General features: G+C 50.1%; 25 protein-coding genes and 1 pseudogene. 13 read left to right on the top strand and 13 right to left on the bottom strand.

Annotated elements, in window-relative coordinates; translation table 11 throughout:
- Window positions 1-11 precede the first annotated feature (11 nt).
- A complete protein-coding gene (locus ACN4EG_RS03520; RefSeq protein ID WP_431627796.1) occupies window positions 12-713 on the bottom strand; it encodes a precorrin-8X methylmutase in 702 nt (233 codons plus the stop codon).
- 6 nt (window positions 714-719) lie between these two features.
- Window positions 720-1,499: a DUF1868 domain-containing protein gene (locus ACN4EG_RS03515; protein ID WP_431627795.1), complete on the bottom strand. Its 780-nt coding sequence runs from the start codon at window positions 1,497-1,499 to the stop codon at window positions 720-722.
- Window positions 1,500-1,788: 289 nt separating this feature from the next.
- Here ACN4EG_RS03515 and holA point away from each other — a divergent pair, with 289 nt between their 5' ends.
- Window positions 1,789-2,772, top strand: coding sequence for a DNA polymerase III subunit delta (holA, locus tag ACN4EG_RS03510; protein WP_431627794.1), 984 nt, complete (start codon window positions 1,789-1,791; stop codon window positions 2,770-2,772).
- Between the two features lie 378 nt (window positions 2,773-3,150).
- Window positions 3,151-3,729 (top strand): DUF4168 domain-containing protein, encoded by a 579-nt coding sequence (locus ACN4EG_RS03505; RefSeq protein WP_431627793.1) that lies wholly within the window; start codon window positions 3,151-3,153, stop codon window positions 3,727-3,729.
- A gap of 414 nt (window positions 3,730-4,143) precedes the next feature.
- On the opposite strand, the gene aroQ is transcribed toward ACN4EG_RS03505, so the two are convergent.
- From aroQ to ACN4EG_RS03485, 4 genes are all read right to left on the bottom strand, one after another.
- Window positions 4,144-4,581: a type II 3-dehydroquinate dehydratase gene (gene aroQ, locus ACN4EG_RS03500; protein ID WP_431627792.1), complete on the bottom strand. Its 438-nt coding sequence runs from the start codon at window positions 4,579-4,581 to the stop codon at window positions 4,144-4,146.
- An 83-nt stretch (window positions 4,582-4,664) separates the two neighbouring features.
- On the bottom strand, window positions 4,665-4,805 hold the full coding sequence (locus tag ACN4EG_RS03495; protein WP_190573468.1) for a hypothetical protein: 141 nt from the start codon (window positions 4,803-4,805) through the stop codon (window positions 4,665-4,667).
- A 243-nt stretch (window positions 4,806-5,048) separates the two neighbouring features.
- Complete coding sequence (locus ACN4EG_RS03490) at window positions 5,049-6,302, bottom strand: competence/damage-inducible protein A (protein ID WP_431627791.1); 1,254 nt, start codon at window positions 6,300-6,302, stop codon at window positions 5,049-5,051.
- Between the two features lie 72 nt (window positions 6,303-6,374).
- Window positions 6,375-7,424: a glycosyltransferase family 4 protein gene (locus ACN4EG_RS03485; protein WP_431627790.1), complete on the bottom strand. Its 1,050-nt coding sequence runs from the start codon at window positions 7,422-7,424 to the stop codon at window positions 6,375-6,377.
- 311 nt (window positions 7,425-7,735) lie between these two features.
- Between ACN4EG_RS03485 and ACN4EG_RS03480 the strand changes: the two genes are divergently transcribed.
- Window positions 7,736-7,861 (top strand): hypothetical protein, encoded by a 126-nt coding sequence (locus tag ACN4EG_RS03480; RefSeq protein ID WP_431627789.1) that lies wholly within the window; start codon window positions 7,736-7,738, stop codon window positions 7,859-7,861.
- A 23-nt stretch (window positions 7,862-7,884) separates the two neighbouring features.
- Here the strand turns inward: ACN4EG_RS03480 and glyA are convergent, their stop codons facing one another.
- Window positions 7,885-9,180, bottom strand: coding sequence for a serine hydroxymethyltransferase (glyA, locus tag ACN4EG_RS03475; RefSeq protein ID WP_431627788.1), 1,296 nt, complete (start codon window positions 9,178-9,180; stop codon window positions 7,885-7,887).
- Window positions 9,181-9,591: 411 nt separating this feature from the next.
- Between glyA and ACN4EG_RS03470 the strand changes: the two genes are divergently transcribed.
- Window positions 9,592-9,789, top strand: a complete 198-nt coding sequence (locus ACN4EG_RS03470; RefSeq protein WP_431627787.1) for a hypothetical protein — start codon at window positions 9,592-9,594, stop codon at window positions 9,787-9,789.
- A 164-nt stretch (window positions 9,790-9,953) separates the two neighbouring features.
- Window positions 9,954-10,451 carry a Tic20 family protein gene (locus ACN4EG_RS03465; RefSeq protein WP_431627785.1) on the top strand — a complete coding sequence of 166 codons (498 nt, stop codon included), beginning with the start codon at window positions 9,954-9,956 and terminating at the stop codon, window positions 10,449-10,451.
- A 230-nt stretch (window positions 10,452-10,681) separates the two neighbouring features.
- On the opposite strand, the gene ACN4EG_RS03460 is transcribed toward ACN4EG_RS03465, so the two are convergent.
- The gene (locus tag ACN4EG_RS03460) at window positions 10,682-11,491 is read right to left on the bottom strand and encodes a fumarylacetoacetate hydrolase family protein (RefSeq protein ID WP_431627783.1); all 810 of its coding nucleotides are present in this window, start codon (window positions 11,489-11,491) and stop codon (window positions 10,682-10,684) included.
- 139 nt (window positions 11,492-11,630) lie between these two features.
- On the opposite strand from ACN4EG_RS03460, the gene rpsF reads away from it, so the two are divergent.
- Both rpsF and ACN4EG_RS03450 read left to right on the top strand, forming a co-directional pair.
- A complete protein-coding gene (gene rpsF / locus ACN4EG_RS03455) occupies window positions 11,631-11,948 on the top strand; it encodes a 30S ribosomal protein S6 (RefSeq protein WP_431627781.1) in 318 nt (105 codons plus the stop codon).
- Between the two features lie 423 nt (window positions 11,949-12,371).
- On the top strand, window positions 12,372-12,938 hold the full coding sequence (locus tag ACN4EG_RS03450; RefSeq protein WP_431627780.1) for an Npun_F5560 family protein: 567 nt from the start codon (window positions 12,372-12,374) through the stop codon (window positions 12,936-12,938).
- 228 nt (window positions 12,939-13,166) lie between these two features.
- Here the strand turns inward: ACN4EG_RS03450 and ACN4EG_RS03445 are convergent, their stop codons facing one another.
- A complete protein-coding gene (locus ACN4EG_RS03445) occupies window positions 13,167-13,514 on the bottom strand; it encodes an STAS domain-containing protein (RefSeq protein ID WP_431627779.1) in 348 nt (115 codons plus the stop codon).
- Window positions 13,515-13,977: 463 nt separating this feature from the next.
- On the opposite strand from ACN4EG_RS03445, the gene ACN4EG_RS03440 reads away from it, so the two are divergent.
- Window positions 13,978-14,628: a DedA family protein gene (locus ACN4EG_RS03440; RefSeq protein WP_431627778.1), complete on the top strand. Its 651-nt coding sequence runs from the start codon at window positions 13,978-13,980 to the stop codon at window positions 14,626-14,628.
- Between the two features lie 367 nt (window positions 14,629-14,995).
- Here the strand turns inward: ACN4EG_RS03440 and ACN4EG_RS03435 are convergent, their stop codons facing one another.
- Window positions 14,996-16,198 (bottom strand): argininosuccinate synthase, encoded by a 1,203-nt coding sequence (locus ACN4EG_RS03435; protein WP_431627777.1) that lies wholly within the window; start codon window positions 16,196-16,198, stop codon window positions 14,996-14,998.
- 229 nt (window positions 16,199-16,427) lie between these two features.
- On the opposite strand from ACN4EG_RS03435, the gene ACN4EG_RS03430 reads away from it, so the two are divergent.
- Both ACN4EG_RS03430 and ACN4EG_RS03425 read left to right on the top strand, forming a co-directional pair.
- Entirely contained in the window at window positions 16,428-17,207 is a 780-nt protein-coding gene (locus tag ACN4EG_RS03430) for a Uma2 family endonuclease (protein ID WP_431627776.1), read from the top strand.
- 65 nt (window positions 17,208-17,272) lie between these two features.
- Window positions 17,273-18,199 (top strand): glycosyltransferase family 2 protein, encoded by a 927-nt coding sequence (locus ACN4EG_RS03425; RefSeq protein WP_431627775.1) that lies wholly within the window; start codon window positions 17,273-17,275, stop codon window positions 18,197-18,199.
- A 107-nt stretch (window positions 18,200-18,306) separates the two neighbouring features.
- Here the strand turns inward: ACN4EG_RS03425 and ACN4EG_RS03420 are convergent, their stop codons facing one another.
- Window positions 18,307-19,515 carry an SGNH/GDSL hydrolase family protein gene (locus ACN4EG_RS03420; protein ID WP_431627774.1) on the bottom strand — a complete coding sequence of 403 codons (1,209 nt, stop codon included), beginning with the start codon at window positions 19,513-19,515 and terminating at the stop codon, window positions 18,307-18,309.
- A 262-nt stretch (window positions 19,516-19,777) separates the two neighbouring features.
- Window positions 19,778-21,235: a DUF2079 domain-containing protein gene (locus ACN4EG_RS03415; protein ID WP_431627773.1), complete on the bottom strand. Its 1,458-nt coding sequence runs from the start codon at window positions 21,233-21,235 to the stop codon at window positions 19,778-19,780.
- A 355-nt stretch (window positions 21,236-21,590) separates the two neighbouring features.
- On the opposite strand from ACN4EG_RS03415, the gene rpsB reads away from it, so the two are divergent.
- Together rpsB and tsf are read left to right on the top strand one after the other, a co-directional pair.
- Window positions 21,591-22,364 carry a 30S ribosomal protein S2 gene (rpsB, locus tag ACN4EG_RS03410; RefSeq protein WP_431627772.1) on the top strand — a complete coding sequence of 258 codons (774 nt, stop codon included), beginning with the start codon at window positions 21,591-21,593 and terminating at the stop codon, window positions 22,362-22,364.
- A gap of 157 nt (window positions 22,365-22,521) precedes the next feature.
- Window positions 22,522-23,187: pseudogene (gene tsf / locus ACN4EG_RS03405) on the top strand (translation elongation factor Ts); the annotation flags it as partial.
- A gap of 271 nt (window positions 23,188-23,458) precedes the next feature.
- Here the strand turns inward: tsf and ACN4EG_RS03400 are convergent.
- Window positions 23,459-23,905 (bottom strand): tellurite resistance TerB family protein, encoded by a 447-nt coding sequence (locus ACN4EG_RS03400; protein WP_431627769.1) that lies wholly within the window; start codon window positions 23,903-23,905, stop codon window positions 23,459-23,461.
- A gap of 120 nt (window positions 23,906-24,025) precedes the next feature.
- On the opposite strand from ACN4EG_RS03400, the gene ACN4EG_RS03395 reads away from it, so the two are divergent.
- Complete coding sequence (locus tag ACN4EG_RS03395) at window positions 24,026-26,254, top strand: DEAD/DEAH box helicase (RefSeq protein WP_431627768.1); 2,229 nt, start codon at window positions 24,026-24,028, stop codon at window positions 26,252-26,254.
- Window positions 26,255-26,535: the final 281 nt, after the last annotated feature.

Genomic DNA, 26,535 nt, shown 5'->3' with positions numbered 1-26,535 from the left:
TGCAATTTGTTTCAGTCTCTCCCGGTGGTTAGTGATTGTCTGGTGGCTAAATCAGCTACAGGGTGTGATCGCAAGGGTTGTTGTTCCCAATCATCCCAAGCCAGAACCAAAAGGGCATTGAGAATTGCAGCGGCTGCCGGAGATCCCCCTTTGCGGTCTGTAATGCGGATTTGCGGTAGGTTGCTCTCCGCCAGCGCCTGTTTAGACTCCTTGACTGCAATGAACCCCACCGGTGCACCTATGACTAGTGCGGGGCCGGGGAAGGCGGGGCTAGAAAGGGATCGCTCTCCCGCCCAGTGACAGAGAGCCAACAACGCGGTGGGAGCATTGCCGATTACATAAATCGCTTGGGGATACTGGGCTAGGCATTGCAGTAATCCTGTTTCTGTCCGAGTGCGACCAGGTTCCGCTTCTGTGGCCTGTTCTACAGCTACGATCACAGGATTTTGAAAGGTTTGCTGTACTAGGTTGACGATGCCTTGGCGCACCATGCCCACGTCAACTACGATCGGAACCCGTTGCTGCAAGGCTGAGATCGCCTTTGCAATGCTACCGGGGCTAAACTGAAGCAATTCTTTAAACTCAAAATCCGCCGTGCTGTGAATCACACGACGCATGATGGCATACTCTGACGAAGAAAAGCGGTGATCCCCAATTTCTTGATCAATCACCGCAAAGCTCTGCGCCATGATGGGATGCATGGGTAGGGGCATAAACGTTTAGAACTGAAACACCGGCCAATCTGCTTCTCGGTGATAGTTCATCATATTGGGAAAGTGGCGCAGTTCGGCCTGCTTTACCCAAAATGTCGCGTCCGTAGCCTCTAACCAAGGTTGATTGAGTTGATCGCAGGTTTCGGCCATAGTCTCCCGATCAATTTGGGAGACATCTCCCAAATACCCCAACGTAATGTGGGGGGTGAAGTGGTACTGCTGCTCAATCCCGATCGCAATCAGGTTGGGATTTTGATAGATTGCTCGTCGCAACTCCAAAATTTGGTTGTACCCTACTTCATCGGTAGCTGCGAGGGCAAGACCAATAGCACGGGTCATGACAATGAGTCCGGCCACCCGAAAGGGAATCGGCTGGCCACTGGTTAGATGGGTGCTTTGCTCAAAACTTTGCGCAATTCCCGATCGTAACTTACCGTCAAACTCCGGATCCTCGGTGGCATGGCGATAGGCGCTTTCCCAGATAATGTCTGCAATGGTTAAATGAAAACTCTCGGGTGCAATGGGAATAAACACATCGGGCCCCAACGTTTTGACTAACTGATGTTGATAGTCAGTGAGACGCTCATACAGAGAAGGATTAGCACTGTCTTCAGGGCCAGGGGGCGTAATAACGGTATACCCTGGAAATGGGCTGGGCTGCCAATCGCCTGGTTGACTTCGCTCAAATTTTGGTGACTGCTGAATATTTTGCACCTGGGAGCGATAGGTTTCCGGCAGCGTCATCCGCATCAGTCGGTTGAGATAAATTTGATAGGTCTCGTCCAAGAGCGATCGCCTCAATTACAAAATGAAGATTTATCCTTAATCTAACGGGATCAGTGACGCTTCACCTAGGGAATTTTCACCAATCTAAAAAAGCTCTTTGACAGCATATTTTTGATTGGGGATCAAGTCAGGGATCAACGTAATATCTCATCCAAGGTGAGATCTCATCCAAGGACAGGCGTTAGAATGCCCCTTTGGAACAGAACACTTCTACCGTAGTTTAAGTAAACGTAGTTTAAGTAAACGCAGTGCAAGAATATTGCAAGTAAGCAAGATGTTATAGGACGCTATGCCCGTTTATTTCTTCTGGGGAGAAGATTCCTTTGCCCGCGATCGTGCGGTCAAAACCCTACAAGCAAACACCCTGGATCCGGATTGGGCAAGTTTTAACTTCGACAAAATTGGCCCGGATCAACCGGATGGTATTGTTCAGGCTCTCAATCAGGCCATGACGCCTCCCTTTGGCTTGGGCAATCGTTTCGTCTGGCTTGTGGAGACTTCCATTGCTCAGCGGTGTGCAGACGACCTATTAGCAGAGTTAGAGCGGACTTTACCAGCAATTCCTGCAACCACAACCTTGTTGCTGACCAGTGCAAGTAAGCCCGATGGTCGTCTCAAATCTACCAAGCTCTTACAGAAATATGCTGAGATTCAAGAATTTTCGCCCATTCCTCCTTGGAAAACCGATCAATTGGTGCAACAACTCCGTAAACTTGCCCAAGAGCTGAATCTCAAGCTAACCAGTGCAGCGGTGGATTATTTAGTGGAAGCCGTCGGTAATCAGACCCGGCAATTGCACAGTGAATTGGAAAAAATTCAACTCTTAGCCGGAACGACTCAGCAACCGCTCGATGTCGATACGATCGCGCCCATTGTTACGGCTTCCAATCAAAATAGCCTCAAACTGTTTGCAGCGATTCGGCAGGGACAAACTACAACTGCGTTGGAACTGGTTGCGGATCTCCTGCGTCAGAATGAACCAGGGCTCCGAATTGTTTCGACACTGATTGGCCAATTTCGCCAGCGCCTTTGGATCAAGCTCATGCTGGAGTCTGGAGAACGGGACGATCGCACGATCGCTCAAGCTGCTGAGATTGGTAATCCCAAGCAACTCTACTTTCTCCGCCAGGAAGTGGTGAGTACACCGCTACAAGCTTGGGAAAGGGCGCTTCCGCTCTGTATGGAATTAGAATTTGGTCTGAAACGGGGGGCGGATGAAATGGTAGTTCTTCAAACCAAGGTGATCGAACTGTGCGAATTATTTCGAGGTTAGACGAATTCCTGACTCACAGAGTTTTCCTTCTGGGCTAAATTTTTATTGAAATGTCATTCACTGCAATGGCTGGCAACCTTTTTGTTCTCCTAACTATTCTCCTAACTACTAGTTGTTTGTCTACTTAAGGGACTTGCCCAGAAATAACCTCCCCTCGCCCCTCTGACCCTCCCCCTCTGACCCTCCATGGGGGATGTTATTGGTACGCTGCTTCCTCACTAGACCTGCCGAATGAGTTACTTGATGACTCGCCCTGTGTCTTCCACATATCTTCTAGCTGGCTTGCTGAGGTTTCAAGAATCTGTGACAGGTCAGGGAACTTATCCCGCATAGAATGAATCTAGAAAATAAATCCTCTGTTGTGTGCAAGTTTCTCAAATGTCACACTTTGCCATGATCAACCTGCTGTTCTCCCCCAAGACAATGCTTCCATCCCATTTACCAGACGCCCATTTACCAGTGAGTGATTGTCCAATCCAGCCAACTCAGTTTCGTCGCTGGCTCGCTCGATCGCTGTGGGTCGGGACTGTATCGTCCTTAACCCTGCTAGCAAGTTGGGCTCCGATCGTTCCCCTCGGAACCCCTTCCTCGGTTTTGGTTGGAACCGGTCTGGTTGGAACCCAGGGGGCAAGGGCAGAAGAATCGTCCTTTACCCGCTATGTTCGGGCTGCGTTTGAAATTGAAAAGCAGCGGCGGGCTTTGATTGGTAAGGTGAAAGAGCTAACCGATGGCAATGTGCCCAATAATGTCTGTCATTCCAGCGGCTTGGAACAAATTCCAGGAGGGATTCGAGAAGCTGTTCAAGGAATTTGTAATAACTTTAACCGCTTTGCTGGAGAAACCGTCAAGAAATATCAACTCAAACCTGAGGAGTTTAACGGCTTCCAGCGACAAGCGGGAAATAGCGACATGCGAGAACGGATTAATGCAGAAATCAAGCGTCTCAATCTCAAATAGACACTTGATAGAGGACGGCAGCAGCTGTTGAACGTCACGCTTAATGAATTACATTCACGGATAGAATTTCTCCGTCCAACCCCTGCCTTGATCAGCTCTCAAACAGAGTGTGGAGTTGGGGTATTTTTGTGACAACGATGGATGCTTAGGGATGTGCTAAGGAAAACATCCCTGATTCATCTATCCATCCACCCATCTACTTTGGCTTTGATTGATAGGGTGCATCCCACCTTTACAACCCTCACCCTAATTCCCTCTCCCAGTGCGGGAGAGGGAATTTGAATTTTGAATCTGGCTCCCCTTCTCCTATTTTGGGAGAAGGGGTTGGGGGATGAGGGCAAATTTGCAAAACTGGGATGCACTCGATTGATACGCTGTTCCCTTAGGGCTAGGACAGACCCAGGGTAAGGACATTTATTGCTGCAAGTGCGCGACCAAAGCCTGCAGTCCCAATCGATAGCTTTCAGCCCCAAACCCACAAATTTGCCCGATCGCAACTGGGGCAATGTAGGAATGATGGCGAAAAGCTTCGCGTTTATGGATATTACTTAAGTGCACTTCTACGGTAGGTAAATTAACCCCCGCGATCGCATCTCGAATGGCCACACTAGTGTGAGTGTAGGCACCGGGATTAATTAAAATGCCTTGGTGAATCCCCATCGCAGCATGGATGGCATCCACCAAGGCTCCTTCATGATTAGACTGTAGACTAGACACCCTGACTCTCAAGTCCAGAGCTAGTTGCTCTAGCATTGAATTAATGTCTACCAGAGTTGTAGAGCCATACACTTCAGGCTCACGCAATCCTAAGAGATTCAAGTTAGGGCCGTGTAGTACTAAAACGCTTAACAAACTTGACCTTCTCGTCGCGTCAGCAAATGTTCTGAAAAAGAACAACAAAAGGTAAGAAGAAACCGATTCAGTTGAACGTTCGTCTAACGTGGGTAGCGGCGACGATCGTCTACTGGAACTGGAATGGGTTCAGGCTCGGGTTGGGCGTCCGGCCCTAGTAAAGCTTCAATCAACTTACGAGCCCACTCTTTTACCTTTTCCAGAACCTTATCAATGACATCCATTGAACAGACCTCTCCTTAATGTCTAGTCTGGACACAGTCACTTTTCGGAACGTCAACCTTTCTAGTTCAGGACTCTTCCGCCGAAGTAAATCCTTGTAGGTAGACATAACCTGATCTTAACAAGGGAACGAAGTAAAGCCAAGCAGAAATTTTGCAGGACTCCTCCTCCCTAATTCAAATCATAACGAATCTTGACAAAAACGTAAGGGCGAACTGAGTAGGGTTATCCAGCCAGAATGAGGATTATCCAGCCAAGATTTGTCGCCGCAACTGATCAATCGCGCTGCAAGCACTGACTTGCCGCAGCCAGTCCCGGCCTCGGTTGCCAAAGCGGTATTCCTGCGCCATGGCGCTGCCATCCGGGGCCGCTACCCCAATGTAGACCAGGCCAAGAGGTTTACTATCCGTTCCACCGGTGGGGCCTGCAATGCCAGTAATGCTTACGCCCCAGTCAGTGCCTAGGGCCGATCGTGCCCCCATTGCCATCTGTTCCGCAACGATCGCGCTCACAGCTCCTTCGCTTTGTAGTACCGCAGGATCCACACCTAGGATTTTTTCCTTAATGCGGTTTTCGTAGGCGATGATGCCCCCCCAAAAGTACTCCGAGCTACCGGAAACCCCAGTGATCATCTGTCCTAACCCACCGCCAGTACAGGATTCTGCCACGGCGACGGTTTGTCCCTGCGCCTTGAGTAAAGCTCCTACAACGGAGGCCAAGGAATCTTGATCCGCGCCATAGCAATCAATGCCTGCGATCGTTCGTAATTGCGCTTCTACGGGTTGAATCAGGTGTTGAGCGGCAGCAGCAGATTCGGCTTTGGCAGAAATTCTCAGTTTGACTTCCCCCCAGTTGGCGTAGGGGGCCACCGTTGGATTCGTCAGGTTCAAAAATTCACTGACCCGTTCAGCGAGACTGGATTCTGAAATGCCCCAAAACCTTAGTGTTCGACTCACGATCGTGGTTGAAGTCCACCCCTGGGCTTGGAGATAGGGGATGGCAGTTTCCTGCCACATGGCTTTCATTTCCGTGGGTACCCCTGGAAAGGTGAAAATCGTCACATTGGGCTGAGGTTGCCAAATCATGCCGGGAGCCGTCCCGACGGGATTGGGCAAAATTGCGGCACCTTGGGGGCGAAGCGCCTGTTTCCGATTATTGTCGGTCATGGCTCTGCCACGGGCTGCAAATTTTTGGGCAATGTCTGCAACGACTTGGGGATCTTCCAGCAGCGGGGTACCGAAGGTTTGGGCGATCGTTTCCGTGGTCAGGTCATCGGGGGTTGGCCCCAGCCCACCCGTGAAGATGAGTAGTTGGGCTCGACTCGCGGCTAGTTCGATCGCCCGTCGTAAACGATCGGGATTATCGCCAACCGTGGTTTGGTAGTAGTGGGCAATCCCCAACTGCGCCAACTGTTGGGCTAAAAACTGCGCATTGGAATTCAGAATGTCGCCCAGCAATAACTCGGTGCCAACACTCAGCACTTCTGCAACGATCGTCATGGTTTATGAACCTGCTGTTCTGAGGCTATTGGACTATGCCGGATTTCTAAGCTAGATTTCTAGGCTGAATTTCTAAGCTTGCTTTGCGATTCGCCAAACTCGCCAAGCTGCAAAGCTCAGAATTAAAGTCGCTGAAATGGCATAGGCAAAGCCACTGGGAACGCCTGAGAAGGCCAAGGCTAAGCTACCGACCCAAAGAGTGAGGGAATAGATAAACAGGACGGTACGGCGATGGGAGAGTCCGGCATTGAGTAAGCGATGGTGTAAATGGCGCTTGTCTGCAATGAAGGGCGATTTCCCATTGCGTAACCGATCGAGGATGACTGCCGACATGTCAAGAATGGGAACTGCCAAAATTAGGTAGGGCAACAGGACTGCAACGGTTGTCACGCCTTTGACTAGGCCGATCGCGCCGATTCCAGCCAAGGTGAATCCAATAAAATAGGATCCTCCATCCCCCATAAAAATCTGCGCAGGGTTAAAGTTATACCGCAAAAAACCGAGTGAGGATCCAGCTAAAGCTGCTGCAATCAACGCGGCAGCAGGCTGTTTCATGAAAATACAGGTCAGTAACATTACCACAGCGGCAATGCCAGAGACCCCCGCAGCCAAGCCATCTAGACCATCAATCCAGTTAATGGCGTTGGTCATGCCCACCAGCCAAAGCACTGTGATGGCGAGACTGACCGGATCCGGAAGCTGAAGGAGTCCCAATCCAGGAATTGTAATGAAGTCAATCTGCACTCCCGCTGACCAAGCCGCGATCGCGACAATGACTTGCATAATCAATCGGCTTAGGGGTGACAGGTTAAATAAATCGTCAAGCAAGCCAATTCCAAAATAAGCCAAGGCTCCTAGGGCAACTCCCCAGGCTTCGTACTCTTTAACTTGGGGTAGTTGCCCAAAGCCCCCCGTCCACCAAACCACGAGAAGCGCAAGGGAAAATCCCGCAAACATAGCAACCCCACCCAATCGCACCATGGGATGCTTATGCACTTTACGGGGATCAGGACGATCGACGAGTCCCAATCGGAGTGCCGTTTTTTTGATGAACGGGGTGGTAACAATAACGGTTAGAGCAGCAATTAGGAAAGCAGCCAGGGGATAGAGAAGAGACAGCATCTGGAAGTGCAGTGAAATTTCTTTGGACAGACGTTGCCAGCAGGGAGAGCCTACCACATACTGATGTTACTCAGCAAAGATTTATTAAGAGCGATCAATTTTGCTTTTTTCTTCGAGGTTTTTTCGGAAGTTCCGTCAAGTTTTAGCGAAGATTAGCTTAACTGATAGGAATTCGCGCTTAAGGTGCCTCAGCATACACGCAAAATCGCCAGAGTGAGGCGATCTTTTGCGAAAAAGTTGACTCAGAATAGCTTGGCCAATGGCAACGCTCGCAGAGATGTCCAATCGGTATTTGAGCGGTTTTGAGTAGGTTGTCTATTCTCCTATCTCAAGAACTCCTCATCCTCAAACTTGCCCACCAAAAAGATGGCTTGTCAGAAATTGCTACCGGGTTGAAATCATCCACCGGAGGCATCCTAGACGATCGCCTCCGGTGACAAATTATCCCTGCAAGGTTTCCCTATACTAGGGCCGGTTCTGCAGCACCAACTGCAGTGGTACCTAGGTGGGCGTACAGCGGAAAACGCTCACAGAGGGCTGCGACACGATCGCGGCACGATTGTGCTACCGCTTCATCTTCCGGACTCAACAGACGATCGGCAATGATGTTAGCAATTTCTGTGAACTCAGCCGTGCCCATGCCACGGGTGGTCATGGCCGCAGTCCCCAGCCGTAAACCGCTGGTCACAAAGGGGGATTCCGGGTCAAAGGGAACGGTATTTTTATTGGCGGTAATGTTGACTTCGCTGACCAACGCATCGGCGATCTTGCCCGTCATGCCGATCGATCTGAGATCCAGCAGCAGCAAATGGTTATCGGTGCCGCCGGAGACGATCTTGAAACCCCGTTCTTGCAGTTGCGCTGCCAAGGCTTGGGCATTGGCAATGACTTGGGCGCAGTAGGTTTTGAACTCAGGCTTCAGCGCTTCCCCAAAGGCCACAGCTTTTGCTGCGATGACATGTTCCAGCGGCCCCCCTTGGGTTCCAGGGAACACCGCCTTATCGAACAATTTGCCCAGTTCTGCATCACGGGTCATGATTAAGCCCCCGCGTGGCCCTCGCAGGGTTTTGTGGGTGGTGGTGGTGACGACATCGCAATAGGGCAGGGGATTGGGATGATGGCCAGTGGCAACAAGACCCGCAATGTGGGCAATGTCTGCCATCAGGTAAGCGCCCACTTCATCGGCGATCGATCGGAATTTATCGAAATGGATTGTGCGGGGATAGGCCGAATAGCCACAGATGATCAGCTTGGGCTTGTGTTGTTTAGCCAGTTCCCGAATTTTCTCGTAGTCCAGTTGCTCCGTTTCTTGACTGACGCCGTACTGCACGACGTTGAACCACTTGCCCGATACGTTCACCGGAGATCCGTGGGTCAGGTGGCCCCCATGGGACAGATCCATCCCCAGAATGGTATCGCCCGGTTTAAGCAGCGCTAGAAAAACGGCAAAGTTGGCTTGGGCCCCGGAGTGGGGTTGCACATTAGCATGGGCTGCACCGAACAGTTCCTTGATGCGATCGATGGCAATTTGCTCAATCTGATCCACAAACTCGCAGCCGCCATAGTAGCGTTTGTTAGGCAGACCTTCGGCATACTTATTGGTGAGTACCGAACCTTGGGCAGCCATCACGGCAGGAGAGGTAAAGTTTTCGCTGGCAATCAGTTCCAAGTGATCTCGCTGGCGCTTCAGTTCCTGATTGATCAGCGCAGCAACTGCTGGATCCTGTTGGGAGAGGAGATCGGAATTCGTAGTCACAGTTTCAGTCCTATGCAGATGGAGTGATGAAAAATGGGAAAAACGTCAGAGACGTGCTTTGATGTCCTGGTTTAGGGCGGTTAGCCTCCTAGGGCGGTTGCCTGGTTATCCCAACCGCTAGGTTTGCTAGCCAATTGGATAGTTGAGCTGGATAGCTCAACCGATTTTTAGCTCAGTCAGATTTCAAATCATACTGCGTTGAGAAGTCTGACGCATTGGGCAACCTGAGAGGAAACTAAATTTTTTAAATTCGAGGCAAGGATTTTGAGGTAAGGGCTGTAGCCTGTCTCATTGGTTACGACCTCAAGATGCGTAAGAGTTTAAACTGTCCATAAAGTTTGAAACGATCATTCCTATCCCTCGCCTACAATAAAGTCAAGAGACACAGGCGAATCACTGGAGGTAGCAGTCATGTTAGTGGTTCTAGTCGGTGATCAACTGATTTCTCCTCAGCAAGTTTGCCAAAACTGCCTAATGGCCGATCAGAGTGGTCAACCTCGTTGGCACGGGGGGCGGTTGCGGTGTGGAAACGCGATCACCAAAACCGTTGATCAACAACCCCGTCAGTTTCAATGCCAGATGGGCTTTAAGATTTTGAACGTTGAATAACCTGGAGGCCCGATCGACCTGTCAGGGTTCAGCAGAGACCGTGTCACTAGAGAGACTATAGAGAGACTATGTGGCTAGGCTTTTCTAACCAGAAAAGCCTGACTAGAAAAGTCTTAAAGTATGCTGGTGCATAGCCTCGTTGTATCTTAGTGGAGAATTTGCGCATGACTGGCCGTGGGTCGATTAGTCCCTCCGATCGCTTTTTTTCTTGTTTGGTCTACATCTTGCCCTTGATGGAAACCCTGGTTTTAGTCAGTCAAGGCATTACTGCGGGTTCGTTGCTAGCACCAGTTTTTGCACTGTTGGTCGTGCCCTTAGGGCCGATCATCGGCATTTACTATGGATTTGGCGGCTTACTGTCCTTTGCTATCTTTTTAGCCCTCTATATGCTGGTGGTGCGGAACTCAGAGCTTTCCCATTTCCTGCGCTACAACGTTATGCAGGCTATTTTGTTTGGTATCGTCCTCAGCCTGATTAGCATTGTCTGGCAGTACTTCCTAGGGGCTATTTTTAGAAATACGATCGTGGCAGAGACGCTGTTCAACACGATCTTTCTCGGTGGTTTAGTAGCGGTGGGTTATTCCGTTATCCAGACAGCACTAGGCAGATACGCGGAGATTCCAGCCATCTCTGAAGCGGTTTCTAACCAAGTGCGTTACTAACCATTGGGTTCCTCACCAAGTGCCTGACTAAACTAGTAGACAGACGACTAGCGCTGCTACTCTTAGCCAGCCAGCTTATGACTTGCTTATGACTTGTGGTGGGCTTGCTGCTTGCCCACGATGGATGATCTAGTGCAAGCAGGTCGGACAGTGGCTGAGTGAGAGCTGTGAGAGCTGAGGGATACTGAGTGATGACTGAGTGATGACTGAGTCATAGCAAGGTCGTTAAGTTATAGCAAGGTCGGGGCGGGATTGTCCGAGGGCTCAGGGCTTAAACGTTTGTGAACTGGGTTTTCCAGAAATCCAATGCCCTCGATCGACACTCGTACCCGATCGCCGATCTGCATCGGGCCGATCCCCTCCGGAGTGCCTGTAAGAATCACATCTCCCGGCAGCAACGTCATAATGTGGCTGATGTAGGCCACCAAAGCGGTGGGAGAAAAAACCATTTCACTGATTGAGGCGGCTTGTACTTTGGCTTCATTCAAAAAAGTTGTGACTTGGGCCTCTGGACTAATTTCTCGAACTATCCAAGGGCCGATCGGACAAAAAGTATCAAAGCCTTTTGCGCGCGTCCACTGGCCATCTTTTTGTTGTAAATCTCGGGCGGTCACATCGTTGGCGATCGTGTATCCCCAAATTTTGGTTTCAGCTTCGGCGAGCGAACAATCCACTGCCCGATCACCAATAATCACAGCGAGTTCCCCTTCATAATCCACCCGCTCTGACTGGGGAGGATAGAGAACACGCGCACCATGGGCCACGATCGTCGTGGTGGGTTTGAGAAACAGTAGGGGCTCTGAAGGTAACGGCCCACCCATTTCTGCGGCGTGTTTAGCATAGTTTTTCCCAACGGCCACAATTTTTGAGGGGGCGCAGGGCGCTAACAGTTGGTAGTCAGTTTCAGGAAACGTCAAATCCATGGGCTGCCCGTGTAACCAAGGGGGGGCATCGAGCACCTGGACAGTGCGATCGAGGTGAAGCAACCCATAGAAAATGCGGTTATCAGGGGTTTGGATGCGGACATAGCGCTGTGCCATAGGACTTTGTGCTCAAACTGGTATAGAATTGTAGATCCTTGCTTTTTTGGTGTCAGCGTCATGGAGTACTGGATCACGTTCAGTACTGGACAAGCGCCTGGTGCTGGAAAAAGCCAGTTAGTCCAAAAGGAGAAAACCCATGGCTAAGAACTTTATCTACGAAACAATGTACATTCTGCGCCCGGACCTCGGGGATGAATCCGTCGATCAAGCGATCGAAAAGTATCAAGGCATTCTCAAGGATAACGGTGCAGACATCCTGGAGACCCAACACCGGGGTAAGCGCCGTCTGGCTTACGAAATCGATCGTCACCGTGAAGGGATCTATATCCAGATGAACTACCGGGTGACGGGCGCAGCGATCGCCGCGATGGAGCGAGCGATGCGTTTGAATGAAGATGTCATTCGCTACCTCACCGTCAAGCAAACAGTTGAAGCTGAAGAAGTACCCGCTTAAGCTAATCAGTCAATTGCGAGTTCCTTAAGCTAGCCAATCGATCGTGGGCGAATCTGATGATGAAAGGACGATCAAGTGCTAGCTTGAGTTCTAATAACCGGGGCGGCCCATCGATTCCGCCTCGGTTTTTTATTGGGTCGGTTGGGTGTTCTCCGTTATTTTAGGCAGCATTGGATTGACCTATTGGATTGACTAATCTGGAGAGTCTTGATTAAGTGGTTCTCAAGTGCTAATTGCTGGGTCAGATCAGTGAGCCAGATCACGCTACTGCACGGTTAAGCTTGCCCAGACGTTAAGTTTGCTGAGAAGTTTACGAGAACAGTGTGTCATCTTGCCGATCGCTGATTAAAATAGCCAGCATCCTTCCTTGATCAATTTCTTGTTCACCGGATTGTCCGCGTTAGTTAACGGAGCTACGAAGTCGTGTCCCAAGCTGAAATCCCTACTCTCCAGCAGCTTCAGGCTGAGGTGGTTCATCTCAAAGAAGAGCTGCAAACCCGTGACCAATTAGTTCAGCAGCTCTCCCAGGAACTCTTTCGCCTGGTCAAAGGAAATAGCCGCCAGCCAGTTCAACAAATGACCACTGAGCGGGATTTAGCCGAAATGCGGGCACTGCGGGAACAGTTGCAGGGTATGGAAGAGCAGGTGAGTTTTTACCAGGATCAAATTTCTGAGCGCGATACTCGGATTAACTCTCTGGAGCAGTCGGTTCAGGAACTCAGCGATCGATCGCAAATGCTGGAACAGGTGGTTCAGGAACTGCCCAATCTCTACCGTCAGAAGTTTGCTGAACGGATGGCTCCCGTCAAGGAAAAAGTCGCCCAAATTCAGCGGGAAAATCGCAAGCTCCATGCCGAGTTACAAAGTGTCAGCTATCGATTGGCAGTGCGGAGTCGCAAGGCAGGACAGTTGGACTTGCCCAGCTTTGCCCGAACTGACGAGGAAGGAGAGTTCCCTGTGGTAGGGATCTCCTCCCTGGATAATGTTTAACGGCAAAGTTTAACGGCAAAGTTTAACGGCAAAACTAAGGTGTAACTGGGAAATGTGATGGCTTAATTTGGATCCATTTAGGGGGATTGTAATTAAAGAAATTACAATCCCCCTAAAACATCAACAGGACACCTCGCAATGTGTGTCCTGTTTCTCTGTTGAGGTAATGAAGATGAGTTGCCTTGAGTTCCCCATCCTGTGGAGACAGGAGGGTGGAGTTGTTCAAAGTCAGCGGTTTTGTACAAGACCTTCATAGGTTTCGACGATCGGGAGAACGTTATCTAAACGAGAGATTTCTAAAATCAATCGCATTGACGGATTGAGGCCACAAAGCACCATTCGAGCTCCATGGTGCTTGGCCATTTGGACACCCGAGGCAAGGGCAACTAAGCTGCTGCTATCTAAGGAGTCGATCGCAGAGAGATCTAGGACCCAGAGCTGTTTGACTTGAGTGGGATTAGAGTAACTGGATTGATGGTGTGAAACCTGATTCATTTGTGCAGCCAACCACTGTTCATCAAACTGAAATTGGGGTTGTAGAACCACCAAACCGTTAGTTTCTATTGGCACTGTCATGGAACACCCCTCGGTTAAATGCTTTTGGTTAAGATTTTCTTGACTAAGACTCATGGATTGAACGGTTATGATTTGATGTTGATTTGGTTCAAGCCGGTACCACGTCAATCAATTGTCACAGTATGGATTGAGAAGATAGCCAGCTTCCTCGGTGAAATGCCTAACATTTTCTCTCCACAGAGTCCGTGATTCTGCGGAGGCTAGATAGTCTCAATATAGAAATCATGCTTTGGGGAACCCAGCTATTTTGTCAGGGTTTCATTAAATCTTGACCTTAGGGCAGAAAGCAAGCCTAGTTTCTTAAAGAAATCTTTGAACAGGGATCATGTTTTCTTTAATTTAAAATCTCGATCGTCCAAATTGGCTGGCTAGACTTTACTTAAAGCAATAAAGACTTGATTGACAGTCTGGATAACTGCACGCCAAGATAGATGGGTGCATGAAGGATTGTAAAGGACGTCTAATGTCATTGGACTTCATTTCGCCAGAGCTAATTGAAGACATTGCCCAGAAGTACGGCTACTGGGCAGTTTTTGTGGGGATCTTGCTGGAAAATCTGGGTTTACCCATTCCTGGCGAAACGGTGACGATCGTCGGTGGTTTTTTGGCGGGTAGTGAGCAATTGAAATATCAATGGGTGCTCCTAGATGCGGCAGGTGGAGCAGCTCTGGGTGGTACTGCGGGCTATTGGATTGGCCGTGCAGGGGGGTGGCCGCTGCTGCTCGGTCTGGGTAAGCTGCTGCGTTTCCAGGAGTCTCAATTAGAAGATTTGCGCCAACAATTCAGCGCTAGTGCTGGTAAAGCCGTCTTTTTTGGACGCTTTATTGCCCTCTTGCGCGTCTTCGCTAGTCCCTTAGCGGGGATTGCCGAAATGCCCTTTTGGAAGTTTATGGCTTATAACATCGCTGGGGCACTGACTTGGGCCACGGTGATGGTAAGTCTTGCTTTTTTTGCAGGGCAATTGGTGCCTCTGGAGAAACTCATCAGTTTGGCCTCACAGTTTGCTTTCATTGCCCTTGCGATCGTAGTTGCTGTGATCGCCATTCCTCTCTGGTTGGAGTCACGCAAGCATAAGCCCATCGTGACCCCTCAACATTCTGCTGAAGGGGAATAGTTAGTCAAATTGCTCTGGAGGGCACGATCGTTTAACCCGCGATTGTTCAACAAAAATAGCGATCGTCTTCATCCTGGGACGATCGCTATTTTTGTTGGAAGTTTATCTGGTTAACGTGAGTTCGACAAGCAAAATTTCCCTTCACAAATCCCCTGTACTGGGACGGAGAAGTCACTTGGGTGTCGGGGGAGTAGAGTCCCCTGATATAGCAGGGGGTAAGGCGATTTCTCTGACGCTCTGCCAGAGCAAATTGCCTTAAGGGGAGAAGTTCCCCGATCTTCGCTGCGGAGCAGCCCCGACGATCGAATCGCCCCGCGAATTCATCGGACTCACGTCTGGTTAAAGCTTCAGCAGCACCGCCAAACGCCTAACCGCGAACTTTCTGAGACCAGACGCGCGTAGGCAAGCCCCAGACATAGATGAAGCCCTCTGCGGCCTTGTGGTCGAACTGATCGCCAGACCCGTAGGTTGCCAAATCTTCGTTATAGAGCGAGTTGGTGGACTTGCGACCGACGATCGTGGCATTCCCCTTAAACAGCTTCACCCGCACAGTACCAGTGACCCGTTCCTGGGTTTTCTGAATAAAGGCATCCAGCGCTTCTTTCAAAGGGCTATACCATAAGCCGTTGTAAACCATTTGTCCGTAGGTTTCTTCTAAGCCGCGTTTGTATTGGGTGACATCCTTGGTCAGGGTGAGGCTTTCCAAATCTCGGTGGGCATGGATCAGAACCAGCAAAGCAGGCGTTTCGTAGATTTCGCGGGACTTGATACCAACCAGTCGGTTCTCCAGCATGTCAATCCGTCCGATGCCGTGGTTGCCCACCCGTTGGTTAAGGTGAATAAACAGATCTACCGGATTAAAGGCTTGGCCATCGATCGCCACGGGAACGCCCTGCTCAAAGCTAATTTCTACGTATTCAGGTTCGTTGGGGGTATCGGCGATCGCCTTCGTTAGCACGAACACTTCTTCCGTCGGCTCGTAGTAAGGATCTTCCAGCGGGCCTGCTTCGATACTACGGCCCAGCAAATTGAGATCCACACTGTAGGGTGAAGACTTTTTCACCGGAGAAGGAATGCCAAATTTTTCGCCGTAGGCGATCGTCTCTTCCCGGCTCATGCCCCATTCCCGTGCCGGAGCTAGGACTCTTAGATTGGGATTGAGTGCCGCGATCGCCACATCAAAGCGCACTTGGTCATTGCCTTTTCCAGTGCAGCCATGGGCGACGGCATCTGCGCCATATTCTGCGGCGGCATCTACAAGCAGCTTGGCGATCAATGGCCGTGCTAATGCAGTAGACAAAGGATAGCGATTTTCGTAAAGGGCATTGGCTTGAATTGCTGGAAAGGCGTACTTCTTAACGAATTCTGCCTTGGCATCGGCTACCAGAGAAACGGCGGCCCCAGAATTGAGTGCTTTTTGGCGGATGGGTTCCAATTCATCCCCCTGTCCTAGGTCAGCCGCCAGGGTAATTACTTCTTCGACGCCCCATTCTTGTTTGAGGTAAGGAATACAAACGGAAGTATCCACACCGCCGGAATAGGCCAACACTACCTTCTTTGCTCGCCCCATGATGTCTCTCATTGCTAATTAACAAGTTTTCTATTATCTGGCAAAGTGGGGGTTCAGGGGACGATCAACGGGAAGAATCCCTTTGAAGTTAATGGTTTCTAGACAGACTCGGTACACTGAAATAGGGGAATCGACCGAGCTCTGACCTACGGACGATGCTAGACAGGCAAAATATAGGGACTCGGAATCCAGGTTACAGTAATCACATCGCAGCGACAGAGGGAAAACCATGGTTACCCAACTGACCAAGCCCGATGAAATTTTCTACCCAGAATCGGATGGAGAACCGTTGGCCAATAGTACGATTCAGTTTGATTGGATTGTTCTAATCAAAGAAAACTTGGAGATTTTCTATCGCGATCGGGATGATGTCTTTGTTGCGGGGGATTTATTTTGGTATCCGGTGGAGGGCGACCCTACGATTCGCTGTGCGCCTGATGTATTGGTTGTCTTGGGGCGACCCAAGCATAGCCGCAAATCCTATAAACAATGGGAAGAAGGGCAAATTCCGCCACAAATCGTTTTTGAAATCCTATCGGATAGTAATACTGCTGACGAAATGGCCCGGAAGCTTCGCTTCTATGATCGCTATGGCGTAGAGGAGTATTACGTTTATGATCCTCGGGTTGCTGAATTACAGATTTTTCTCCGAGGGCGATCGGGTCTTGAACCGGTGACGATCGACAATAACTGGGTGAGTCCGCGTTTGCAAGTTCGCTTTTGCTTAACTGAAGACGACCTAGAACTCTATCAACCCAACGGCGATCGCTTTCTCAATCCGGTGGAACTGCGGGAACTGGCGGATCAGGAACGGCAACGGGCCGAGACTGAAAGGCAGCGGGCCGAGACTGAAAGGCAGCGGGCCGAGACTGAAAAGCAACGGGCCGATCGGGCTGAGGCTCAAGTGACCCAAGCAGTGCTGAAACTTGCAGAACTGGGACTAAGCCACGAACAGATTGCCATAACTTTGGCGCTAGAGGTGGAAACAGTTGCTGTTATTGTGGGTTAGCGTGAATTCGATCGCACCAGTCGCCACGATAGACTGAAGGGAATCCCATTGCCAGGAGTTGTTGAGTGTTTAGTGTTGTCATTCCGACCTACAATCGCAAGCCCATTCTGGAAAAGTGTCTGCGGGCACTGGAGAAGCAAGCTTGGAGCGAACCCTATGAAGTCGTAGTGGTGGATGATGGCTCAACCGATGGCACGGTGGATTGGTTGCGCGATCGATCTTCAGAATTTCCCCATGTCAATCTCTTTTGCCAAAATCACCTCGGCCCCTCAGCGGCGAGGAATCTAGGGGTGGAAAAGGCCCAAGGGGACATCATTATTTTTATCGATAGTGATTTAGTGGTGCTGTCTACGTTCCTTCAGTCCCATGCGGCTGCGTTGGCAAAGGGGCGTCAGGAATTGGGCAGCGATCGCTTCTTTACCTATGGTCGAGTGATTAACACTTGTAACTTTGATCAACCCACGTCGGAACCCTACAAAGTCACAGATTTTTCCGCAGCCTTTTTTGCGACGGGCAATGTGGCGATTCCAAAGCATTGGCTACTGGAAGCGGGCCTGTTCGACACGGGCTTTCAACTTTACGGCTGGGAGGATTTGGAACTGGGGGTGCGGTTGAAAAATCTGGGACTCAAGCTCATTAAGGCTCCGGACGCTGTGGGCTATCACTGGCATCCTCCCTTCAGCTTGGCGCAGATTCCTAACCTGATTGATAAGGAAATTCAGCGCGGTCGGATGGGGGTGTTGTTTTATCAAAAGCATCCGACCTGGGAAGTGCGCATGATGATCCAAATGACTTGGATTCACAAGGTGCTCTGGGGCTTGCTGTCCCTGGGGGGCTTGTTGAATGAGAAAACGATGGCTCCTCTATTGCAATGGTTGATCGATCGCGGACAACCTCAACTAGCGTTGGAAGCGGCCCGCATTTTTCTCAATTGGTACAACGTGCGTGGGGTCTATGATGCCTACGCTGAACTCAAGGCGCAGGGCTGTTAAGGGGACTGCGTACCAATAAAATCCAGGTGAAAGGGTGGAGGGGTAGGCGGGTAGTAGGGGCAATAGGGGATGCTATTTCTCAGCTAGTCCATCAACCAAACTCGTTCCTAGATCGAGCTCAGTGGAGCGGGTGAAGTTGCCGATCGAGTAACCAATAGGGGATTCAGATTGGATAACTGTTGGGAACTGTTGCTGAGTAGGTTGGTAAATGCCGATCGTAGTGCACTGCCGTTACTGCTATTGAGTAAGCCGATCGCTGTGTTCAAACTGGTTTCTAGTACTCGGCTGCGTGTCGGAACGGACAATGCGTGCTCAAAGGTTTTTGCAAGTACATTGTGGAATGCTTGCGTGGGATGGAACTCGTCCCAGAAGAGATAGGTATTGGGATCGATATTCGGTAATTTGGTAATCGCTGCCTCTGTGATGTTGGTAAAGCCAAACTTGCTGGGATTGGCTGCGATCGCTTCTCCGAGCGAAAAGGTATCCAGTTCCACGATGTCAGCTTTGAGGTAGCGATCGAGTTTCTCCAGGGTAAAGGAGAGGGTGATATTAAAGGCCAAGCTGTAGAGCGTACTTTCCGTGGAAATATTGCGAGTTGTGGCGAAGGGGGTGCGGCCTAGGTTAGGCAAGTTAGCGACCGCGATCGTATTGGCTCCCAGATCCGCCAGCGTCATCACCGATCGGGCAATGTTGGTTACGCCTTGGACAATGTCATTGGCGGCATTGGCAAACTGGCTTTGCAATGAAAAGAGATAATCATTGGCTCCGCCCCAGACGAAATATATGGCATTGGGATTAGCCCGTTGTCCAGCTAAACTGAGCTGAAAGGCATTGACTTCCTGCTGAATGCCGGGAAAGATATCGGGTAAGGGTTGGCCTAAGGTTAAGGAAGCTACATTCTGGGTCCCAGTTGTCGCTCCAATGTAGGCAAAATTGGCTATTCGATCGATCCCAAGATCCGCCGCAAGAGACTCAACCCATAGGGCTCCGTTGGACAACCGACCGGGGGCATAGGGGGGACTGGGCGGAAAGGTTACTCCAAAAGCGCTGGCAAAGTCGCGGGAAAAATTTCCGGTGTCCGTCAAACTATCGCCAAAGGCTACAATTTCGTTGTATTTTCGGCGATACAGTGTATTTTGGGGTGAAATCGCTAGTAGGTAACGATCGTCAAATAGGTCATGGATCAGGGATTTGATCCACTGGCTTGATCGCGATCGTCGGCTCAGAGCACTGGTGTAACTAGCAAGAAAATTGGCAAAGTCATAGTCATTTTTGACGGTGTTCTTATCCGTGGGTGTGATCGTCGCCTGGGGCATGGTTGGACTCCTGGATCAGTTCAGAGCACTAATTTTCTTAAGCTGATGCACACCGGATGCGGGGGGAGCTATACCGACTTGTAAGGCGTATAGAGCTTGTAAAGCGTATAGAGTTATAAGCCGCATAGAGTTGGTTATAGCGACTTAGCTAGAGAAAATGTTACCTGGGAAATAAATTGTTATCTGAACTTGTGCAATCCCCCATTTGCCCCATTCGCCCCATTCGCCCCAAGTACCCATATCCGTTATTTTCGGGTTTGTATTAGAGTTTGGTTTGCGATCGCTGGACAAAAAGAAAGACTCCATCCTTTTCAGACTGCAATTGCAATTGCCGATCGCTCTTTAATTGACTCAGCCATTGGTTAGCTAAGGCAGGATTCTTTTGGAATGCGGGGTAATGCTGGTTAATCAGCACATAATCCATTGCTGCAAAGCCCTGGGGCAGTTGATTCGGCGTAATTTGATAAATTCCGCGACGGTGGGTGAGGTGGGGAATCAGCTCGTGGGTGGTCAGCACCGTGCCTTGGTGGGCCGGAATTTGAGCGATCGCCTCCCGCCTTGCCTGCCATGTTTCTAATCCATCAAGATATTTGCCTGTGAATTGCCCATATTTCGCCATAGTAAGAAAACTGACGATCGTCCAAACCCAGATCCAACGCCTTGCTTGAATCAATCCTTTCCCATCGGCCAAGATCGCGATCACGGTTAATAACAGAAAGGGCAAAATCGGCAGGGAGTATTGATGGATGATATTGCGCATCAAGTCATTCTCGGCCAGTAAATTCATGGCTAATTGGGGAATCGCAGCGACGAGGGGCGCAAGGTGATTCCAGGAACGTAACCCCGCCAATCCCCAGGCCAACGGAATCAAAAGCACGAACAAGTAGTTCAACGTTTCCAGGGAAACAATGTGTTCTAGCCAGAGCCAAGGTTTAAAGAAAATGTTGAAAACAATTTCGTTTAGGGATTGCCCTAGATAGCCATAGCGTACTACGGACTCCACCCCATTGGGGCGGAATGCCGGAATCACAACCTTCGTCGCCAGTAGAAACCATGCGGTTCCGGTCACCAACGCGATCGCACCGCAGGCTCGGCGCTTTTCCCAGACCATCAGCCACAGCCCCATAGCTGCGATCGTCAGCGCCAAGGCATCTCGGCAGCCCAGTGCCAGAAAGATTGCACCACAAAACCAGCCTATACGATTGGCCCGAGCGGCCCAAACTGCGGTCAACAGGGCGGGAAAGGCCAGCACCTCGGGATGGAAGTCCGACAAATTTAAGTTAAACAAGAGCGGATAGAGCAATGTTGTCCCTGCAATCGTCATGGCTTGGGACGGGGACAATCCGGTTTGTCGCGCTAAGGCCCAGACGGGCCAGGGGCTGAGACTGAGAGCGATCGCTTGCAAACCTAGCAGCCAGTACACCGTGGGATACAGTTTGTAGAGAATGGCGATAAAGTACAAAATCCAGTCCGCATGGCCGCCCATAAAGTGGTAGCCCCAAAAGGACACGATCGGCTCTTCCCCTTGGCTAATTAGATAGGTTGCTTGGTCAAAATATCCTAAATCTAAGGAGCCCGATCGCAGCAGCAAATGGCGAGCGGTACTACAGCCCAGCAAAATGCAGGTACTGATGCCCATCATCCATTGCAACGGCTTGGGGGGAAGTTGATGCGACGAAATCTTGGGAAACTTGAGCTGTTGCCAGTTCACTGTATGCATAGGGCGATCGCACCACAATTATCAGCACCCCTCATTATCCAGTACGCCGTAAATTGCTGACCCAGCTAAGGGAACAGCTTACAAATACAGTCCCACGGGGAAGGGCTGGGGGTGGGAGAGTCGGAGGGTGAACAGGGGCCGTGATTTCTCGGTATCCCTCATTTATGGAGGGGCCAGCTTATGCTAGGCTAGAAAAGCTGTAAAAACCACACATTCAGGGTTTCGGGTGCTTCTAGAATTGTGCAGGAACGGACAGGAATTGAATGCCTGTATGTCTTCCTTGGTCTTGCTTTCCCATCAATTCGCCCTATGAAGTACGCCTGGATGGAGGATTAACCCGAAAGGAGAAAATTGAATGCCAGTTGTATCTTTGGCTCAGTTGTTGGAGTCTGGGGTTCACTTCGGTCACCAAACCCGTCGTTGGAATCCCAAAATGAAGCCGTACATCTTTACCTCGCGTAATGGTGTGCACATTATTGACTTGGTGCAAACTGCTGAGTTGATGGACGGCGCGTACAACTTTGTGCGGACTGCTTCTGAGCAGGGCAAGAAGTTTCTGTTTGTAGGCACCAAGCGTCAAGCTGCAGGCATCGTGGCGCAAGAAGCGTCTCGTTGTGGTGCTTATTATGTGAACCAGCGCTGGTTAGGTGGAATGCTGACCAACTGGACGACGATCAAAACCCGTGTCGATCGCTTGAAGGAACTGGAGCGTCTAGAAGAAACCGGAGCGCTGGATCTTCGGCCTAAGAAGGAGGCAGCGGTTCTTCGTCGTGAGCTGGACAAGTTGCAAAAGTACCTCGGCGGCATCAAGAACATGCGGAAAATTCCTGACGTGGTGATCATGGTGGATCAGCGTCGTGAGTATAACGCAGTACAAGAATGCCAAAAGCTCACCATTCCGATCGTGGCGTTGTTGGATACTAACTGCGATCCTGATACGGTAGACGTGCCCATTCCGGCTAACGATGATGCAATTCGCTCCATCAAGCTGATTGTGGGTCGTTTGGCCGATGCGATCTACGAAGGTCGCCATGGTCAAGTTAGTGCTGAGGAAGACTTCGAAGATTACGAAGGCGCAGAGTACGAAGACGAGTACGAAGAAGTAGCGGAAGAAGGCAGCGAAGAATAAGCCTTTTGATGCGATCGTGCGATCGTTTAAGTGTTCTCGATCGTCTAGTCAGCTTTAAGTTTGCTGAGTTTCGAGTCCGTAGCACTGTATTTGAGGAGACGTGGTCGATCGCGTCTCCCACCGCATAATCAATCATTGACGCAGATTCAGGAATAAAAAAATGGCTGAGATTTCCGCACAGGCAGTCAAGGAACTGCGCGAAAAAACAGGCGCAGGCATGATGGACTGCAAAAAAGCCCTGAAGGAAAATGACGGCGACATGGAGAAATCCATTGATTGGCTGCGTAAGAAGGGTATTGCTTCCGCTGAGAAGAAAGCGGGCAAAGTTGCGGCTGAAGGTTTGGTGGGTCAGTACATCCACACTGGTGGCCGGATTGGGGTTCTTGTAGAAGTCAATTGCCAAACTGACTTCGTGGCTCGTAACGAAGCGTTCAAAGAGTTGGTTACCAACATTGCAATGCAAATTGCTGCTTGCCCCAACGTGGAGTATGTCAAGGTTGAGGACATTCCCGCAGACTTCATCGAGAGAGAAAAGACTGTGGAAATGGGTAAAGAAGATCTGGCGAACAAGCCTGCTGATAAGCGTGAAATGATCGTCAAGGGTCGTTTAGAGAAGCGCTTGAAGGAACTGTCCTTGCTGGATCAGCCCTACATCAAGGATCAAAATATCACCGTTGCTGAACTGGTGAAGCAACAAGTGGCAGCTTTGGGTGAGAATATCCAAATTCGTCGCTTTGTGCGCTTTGTGTTGGGTGAAGGCATTGAAGTTGAGCAAACCGACTTCGCTGCAGAAGTGGCTGCTCAAATGGCAGGTCAAGCTTAAGCTGTAATTGAATCGGTGATTGCTGTAATCACAGGTTGAGAAGTCACCGGTTGAGAGCTTTGGTTTTTAAAGAATTTACAGGTGGGTTTCTGATTGAATCCCGCCTTTTTTGTGCTGCAATATTCGATTAAAAATAGCGAACAAAAAACGAGAGTTTTGTTTTCAAAACTCCCGTGGGATTTGACCAAGCTCATAACCAACGACGAGAGGCCAAAAGACTTGCAGCTACTCAAACCTGACAATTCTTTGTAACCTCTTCGATCGAGTAGATTTAACCCCGACTTTTAATCATCATCACTTCAACGATTTTGGTTGCAGTTTCCTTCGCGATTTCCAGAATTGTGCATAGGTCGTTGAGAAACAGTTGTTCATCTTGGGTCATGATTCCATCGGATAACACTAAATCTGCGGCTACTGCAAAGGCTGCTTCCCGTAATTCAAATGGGAGGGACTCCTTTGCCGCTTGTAATAAAACCGCAATGCCATCCCGCCGCATAATGCCAAATAACTTGTCATATATGCAGCGCATGGTCTCCGTGGAATCTGTCCGGAACAGATGCATCCGAGCAAGACTCGTCGTGATGGTATCAATCTCTTCATCCGCCAAATAGCCATCGGAAGAAATCGCCACGATCGTGATGGCCGCAAATGCCTCCGCAGGACTCAATGCAATCGGGATAGGTCTGGGTGGGCTGCAAGGGGCATCGAACATGACCATGGTATCGATCTCCTGATCGCAGGGGTGACTGTCGTATTTTTCTGTACTCAAAGTGCCCAGAAGTCTGCTAGAGTGAACGCGCCGACAATGGGTTCAGTCATTTGGCGGAATTGAATCAGTATGAAATCGCGTCTTGCTCCCTTTATCCAGGAATATATTTACCAGCAGGGTTGGGCGGATTTGCGTCCGATTCAGGCGGAGGCTTGTCGGGTGGTGTTGGATACGGACGACCATCTCTTGGTGGCGGCGGGAACGGCAGCAGGTAAGACGGAAGCCGCTTTTTTACCCGTCCTGACACGATTGTATGAACGACCTTCAGCTTCGATCGGGGCATTGTATATCGGCCCAATTAAGGCGTTGATCAATGATCAATTTGAACGGCTGAATGACTTGTTGCAATTTGCTGATATTCCGGTGCACATGTGGCATGGGGATGTAACGCAAAGCAAAAAGGCTCAAGTTCTGCGTCAACCCCAGGGTATTTTGCAAATTACGCCGGAGTCGCTGGAAAGTTTATTGGTGAATAGGGCCGCAGATCTCCAGCGATTACTGGGCGAATTGCAATTTGTTGTCATTGATGAAGTCCACGCCTTTATTGGTAGCGATCGTGGGGATCAAATTCTCTGTCAACTGACTCGATTGGCGCAGTTAACCCGTAATGAGGCACGTCGCATTGGTTTATCTGCTACCTTAGGTGATTACGATCTAGCAGAACGTTGGATGGCAGCAGGGACCCAGAGACAGGTCATTACGCCCAAAATAGCTGGAGCCGATCGTAAAATTCAACTTTCCCTAGAGCATTTCTACGATCCCGGTGTCGTGGTACGTGCTCAGGAAGATACGCGGGATCAGGCATTTAATCCCTACTATCTGCATTTGTTTACCCAGAGCTTCGGTAAGAAATGTTTGATTTTTGCCAATGGCCGCACGGCTACGGAAGAGGCGATCGCGGGTATTCGTTCCCTTGCCCAGGCCAAGGGGTATCCCGATATTTACCACGTGCACCACGGCAGCATTTCCGCTGATTTGCGCCAGGTGGCAGAGGCGGCCATGCGGGAGCCCGATCGCCCTGCTGTTACGGCTGCTACCGTGACGTTTGAAATGGGCATTGATTTGGGGCAGCTCGATCGGGTCATTCAACTGGAATCGCCCTCGTCGGTCGCCAGCTTTTTGCAACGGTTGGGGCGATCGGGACGGCGCGGCGGGGTGGCGGAAATGCGCTTCGTTTGTGCAGAAGATAAACCCACGGGGGAAGAAACCCTACCGGAACAACTTCCTTGGCAACTGCTGCAAGCGATCGCGGTTATTCAACTGTATTTAGAAGAACAATGGATTGAGCCGCCTCAATTTGTGCAATATCCCTACAGTCTGCTCTATCACCAGACAATGAGTACATTGGCATCGCAGAGAGAGCTGACTCCGGCAATGCTGGCCCAACAGGTTTTAACTTTACCATCGTTTCATAACATTACACAGGAGAATTATCGCCAACTATTACGTCACTGGATTACTTTAGAGCACATTGAAACAACAGAATTAAATACTTTAATTGTTGGGTTAAAAGGCGAAAAGATTGCTCGAAATTTCAAGTTCTACGCCATCTTTGCCGATAATGAAGAATACATCATTAAGTTCAATCACAAAATTGTAGGTTCGATCATGGTGCCGCCGATCGAGGGCGATCGGATTTCCTTGGCGGGACAGGTGTGGGAAGTGCTGCAAGTGGATAGCCAGCGCAAGGCCATTAAGGTGCGCCCGACCCAGCAAGCGCCCAATGCCAGTTCTTGGCGGGGATCCACGGGTGACATCCACACACGGGTGTTGCAACGGATGCGGCAAGTCCTGCAAGAGGATACGGTCTATTCCTATCTCCAACCTAGTGCCCAGGCACGGCTCGATACTGCGCGACAGTTTGCCCGTAGCCATGGAATTTTGAGTAGTCCGATCGTGCTGTTGGAAGAGGGCTACGCTTGTGTTTTTCCTTGGGTGGGAACGAAGGCGTTTCGAACCTTGGAGCGGTTTTTGCGGCTGTACTGTCGGCCTCTGTTGAATATCAAAGGTGTGAAGGGTCGATCGCCCTATTTTCTGGTGGTGAATTTAGGGAAATGCTCGATCGACAGTCTCCGCTATGAAATTCAAGTGTTGGCAGAACAGCCATTACGGGCAGAGGAACTGATGGAAGCGGAGGAGGCCCCGAAGGTTCAGAAATACGATGCCTATATTCCCGACGAGCTACTACGCAAGGCGTTTATGACGGATGGGTTGGCGATCGAAGATTTACAATCGGCCTTGGCTTACAGTGTTTTGCCCGGTGGTACTTTTACCGCAGTCAGTACGGGTGAAAAATGATACCGGGATTGATGTTTTGATATACGGATTGACAGCACCCTGGTTTGTCTGTAGGGTGGTTTTTCATAGCGATCGCCATGGACATCCTTCTTTCAACAGGTCGGCATGAAGCATGGGGTTGCTGGGTTCCCAACAATTTAGAGCACTACCCTTCGTTGTACCACCAACTCCGGGTAGCTATTCCCCCTCGCTGGTCGAGCAGCAAGGAGGCTTGATGAGGATTTTAACATCTGACCGAGCCACTCTTGTTTGTGATGTCAAACGGGGTGGCTCTAAATTTT

It is taken from the genome of Alkalinema pantanalense CENA528 (assembly GCF_050753345.1).
GTDB classification, from domain to species: domain Bacteria; phylum Cyanobacteriota; class Cyanobacteriia; order Leptolyngbyales; family Leptolyngbyaceae; genus Alkalinema; species Alkalinema pantanalense.
Note: the sequence above shows the minus strand (reverse complement) of the source record. Positions and strands in the feature narration are given on the sequence as shown.

What these genes read in the sequence shown, in the direction of transcription:
- ACN4EG_RS03520 (WP_431627796.1), bottom strand. Translation starts at nt 713, where the DNA reads ATGCCCCTACCCATGCATCCCATCATGGCGCAGAGCTTTGCGGTGATT.
- holA (WP_431627794.1), top strand. Translation starts at nt 1,789, where the DNA reads ATGCCCGTTTATTTCTTCTGGGGAGAAGATTCCTTTGCCCGCGATCGT.
- ACN4EG_RS03505 (WP_431627793.1), top strand. Translation starts at nt 3,151, where the DNA reads ATGTCACACTTTGCCATGATCAACCTGCTGTTCTCCCCCAAGACAATG.
- ACN4EG_RS03495 (WP_190573468.1), bottom strand. Translation starts at nt 4,805, where the DNA reads ATGGATGTCATTGATAAGGTTCTGGAAAAGGTAAAAGAGTGGGCTCGT.
- ACN4EG_RS03490 (WP_431627791.1), bottom strand. Translation starts at nt 6,302, where the DNA reads ATGACGATCGTTGCAGAAGTGCTGAGTGTTGGCACCGAGTTATTGCTG.
- ACN4EG_RS03485 (WP_431627790.1), bottom strand. Translation starts at nt 7,424, where the DNA reads ATGCTGTCTCTTCTCTATCCCCTGGCTGCTTTCCTAATTGCTGCTCTA.
- ACN4EG_RS03470 (WP_431627787.1), top strand. Translation starts at nt 9,592, where the DNA reads ATGTTAGTGGTTCTAGTCGGTGATCAACTGATTTCTCCTCAGCAAGTT.
- ACN4EG_RS03465 (WP_431627785.1), top strand. Translation starts at nt 9,954, where the DNA reads ATGACTGGCCGTGGGTCGATTAGTCCCTCCGATCGCTTTTTTTCTTGT.
- ACN4EG_RS03460 (WP_431627783.1), bottom strand. Translation starts at nt 11,491, where the DNA reads ATGGCACAGCGCTATGTCCGCATCCAAACCCCTGATAACCGCATTTTC.
- rpsF (WP_431627781.1), top strand. Translation starts at nt 11,631, where the DNA reads ATGGCTAAGAACTTTATCTACGAAACAATGTACATTCTGCGCCCGGAC.
- ACN4EG_RS03445 (WP_431627779.1), bottom strand. Translation starts at nt 13,514, where the DNA reads ATGACAGTGCCAATAGAAACTAACGGTTTGGTGGTTCTACAACCCCAA.
- ACN4EG_RS03440 (WP_431627778.1), top strand. Translation starts at nt 13,978, where the DNA reads ATGTCATTGGACTTCATTTCGCCAGAGCTAATTGAAGACATTGCCCAG.
- ACN4EG_RS03435 (WP_431627777.1), bottom strand. Translation starts at nt 16,198, where the DNA reads ATGGGGCGAGCAAAGAAGGTAGTGTTGGCCTATTCCGGCGGTGTGGAT.
- ACN4EG_RS03430 (WP_431627776.1), top strand. Translation starts at nt 16,428, where the DNA reads ATGGTTACCCAACTGACCAAGCCCGATGAAATTTTCTACCCAGAATCG.
- ACN4EG_RS03420 (WP_431627774.1), bottom strand. Translation starts at nt 19,515, where the DNA reads ATGCCCCAGGCGACGATCACACCCACGGATAAGAACACCGTCAAAAAT.
- ACN4EG_RS03415 (WP_431627773.1), bottom strand. Translation starts at nt 21,235, where the DNA reads ATGCATACAGTGAACTGGCAACAGCTCAAGTTTCCCAAGATTTCGTCG.
- rpsB (WP_431627772.1), top strand. Translation starts at nt 21,591, where the DNA reads ATGCCAGTTGTATCTTTGGCTCAGTTGTTGGAGTCTGGGGTTCACTTC.
- ACN4EG_RS03400 (WP_431627769.1), bottom strand. Translation starts at nt 23,905, where the DNA reads ATGGTCATGTTCGATGCCCCTTGCAGCCCACCCAGACCTATCCCGATT.
- ACN4EG_RS03395 (WP_431627768.1), top strand. Translation starts at nt 24,026, where the DNA reads ATGAAATCGCGTCTTGCTCCCTTTATCCAGGAATATATTTACCAGCAG.